The organism is Aeromicrobium stalagmiti, assembly GCF_013283745.1.
Classification (GTDB): domain Bacteria; phylum Actinomycetota; class Actinomycetes; order Propionibacteriales; family Nocardioidaceae; genus Aeromicrobium; species Aeromicrobium stalagmiti.
In genome coordinates this window covers 3,750-5,140 of sequence record NZ_JABSTZ010000009.1, presented here as the reverse complement: position 1 = coordinate 5,140, position 1,391 = coordinate 3,750, and the positions used below count along the sequence as shown (strand labels likewise).

General features: G+C 54.0%; 1 rRNA gene (only partly in view). It reads right to left on the bottom strand.

Features of this window, described 5'->3' with window-relative positions:
* Positions 1-31: 31 nt before the first annotated feature.
* A 23S ribosomal RNA gene (locus HQK15_RS18135) occupies positions 32-1,391 on the bottom strand; it runs 1,842 nt beyond the window's last position.

Below are 1,391 nucleotides of genomic sequence, written 5' to 3'. Positions count from 1 at the left end.
GCTGGCTTTTGAGGGCACAGCCATCTTTGTAAGAAACAAGCCCTCGGCCTATTAGTACCGGTCGGCTCCACACATTGCTGTGCTTCCACCTCCGGCCTATCAACCCAGTGGTCTGCTGGGGGCCTTACCTGGTAAACCAGTGGGAAACCTCATCTTGAAACACGCTTCCCGCTTAGATGCTTTCAGCGGTTATCGCTTCCGAACGTAGCTAACCAGCAGTGCTCTTGGCAGAACAACTGGCACACCAGAGGTTCGTCCATCCCGGTCCTCTCGTACTAGGGACAGATTTTCTCAAGTTTCCTACGCGCGCGGCGGATAGGGACCGAACTGTCTCACGACGTTCTAAACCCAGCTCGCGTGCCGCTTTAATGGGCGAACAGCCCAACCCTTGGGACCTGCTACGGCCCCAGGATGCGACGAGCCGACATCGAGGTGCCAAACCATCCCGTCGATATGGACTCTTGGGGAAGATCAGCCTGTTATCCCCGGGGTACCTTTTATCCGTTGAGCGACGCCGCTTCCACTTGCCAGCGCCGGATCACTAGTTCCGACTTTCGTCCCTGCTCGAGCTGTCACTCTCACAGTCAAGCTCCCTTGTGCACTTACACTCGAAACCTGATTGCCAACCAGGCTGAGGGAACCTTTGAGCGCCTCCGTTACATTTTAGGAGGCAACCGCCCCAGTTAAACTACCCATCAGGCACTGTCCCTGATCCAGATAATGGACCTAGGTTAGATATCTAGTACAGCCAGAGTGGTATTTCAACGATGACTCCACACTCACTGGCGTGAATGCTTCACAGTCTCCCACCTATCCTACACAAACTGAACCAAACACCAATACCAAACTATAGTAAAGGTCCCGGGGTCTTTCCGTCCTGCCGCGCGTAACGAGCATCTTTACTCGTAGTGCAATTTCGCCGAGTCCATGGTTGAGACAGCGCCCAAGTCGTTACTCCATTCGTGCAGGTCGGAACTTACCCGACAAGGAATTTCGCTACCTTAGGATGGTTATAGTTACCACCGCCGTTTACTGGGGCTTAAGTTCTGTGCTTCGCTTGCGCTGACACGTCCCCTTAACCTTCCAGCACCGGGCAGGAGTCAGTCCGTATACGGCGTCTTTCGACTTAGCACGGACCTGTGTTTTTAGTAAACAGTCGCTTGGGCCTGGTCTCTGCGGCCGTCAACGCTTCTCGCAGCTAGTGCGATAACGAATCGGGCCCCCCTTCTCCCGAAGTTACGGGGGCATTTTGCCGAGTTCCTTAACCATGGTTCACTCGATCACCTTAGTATTCTCTACCTGACCACCTGAGTCGGTTTGGGGTACGGGCGGCTCTAGATCTCGCTAGATGCTTTTCTCGGCAGCATAGGATCACTCACTTCGACAATATT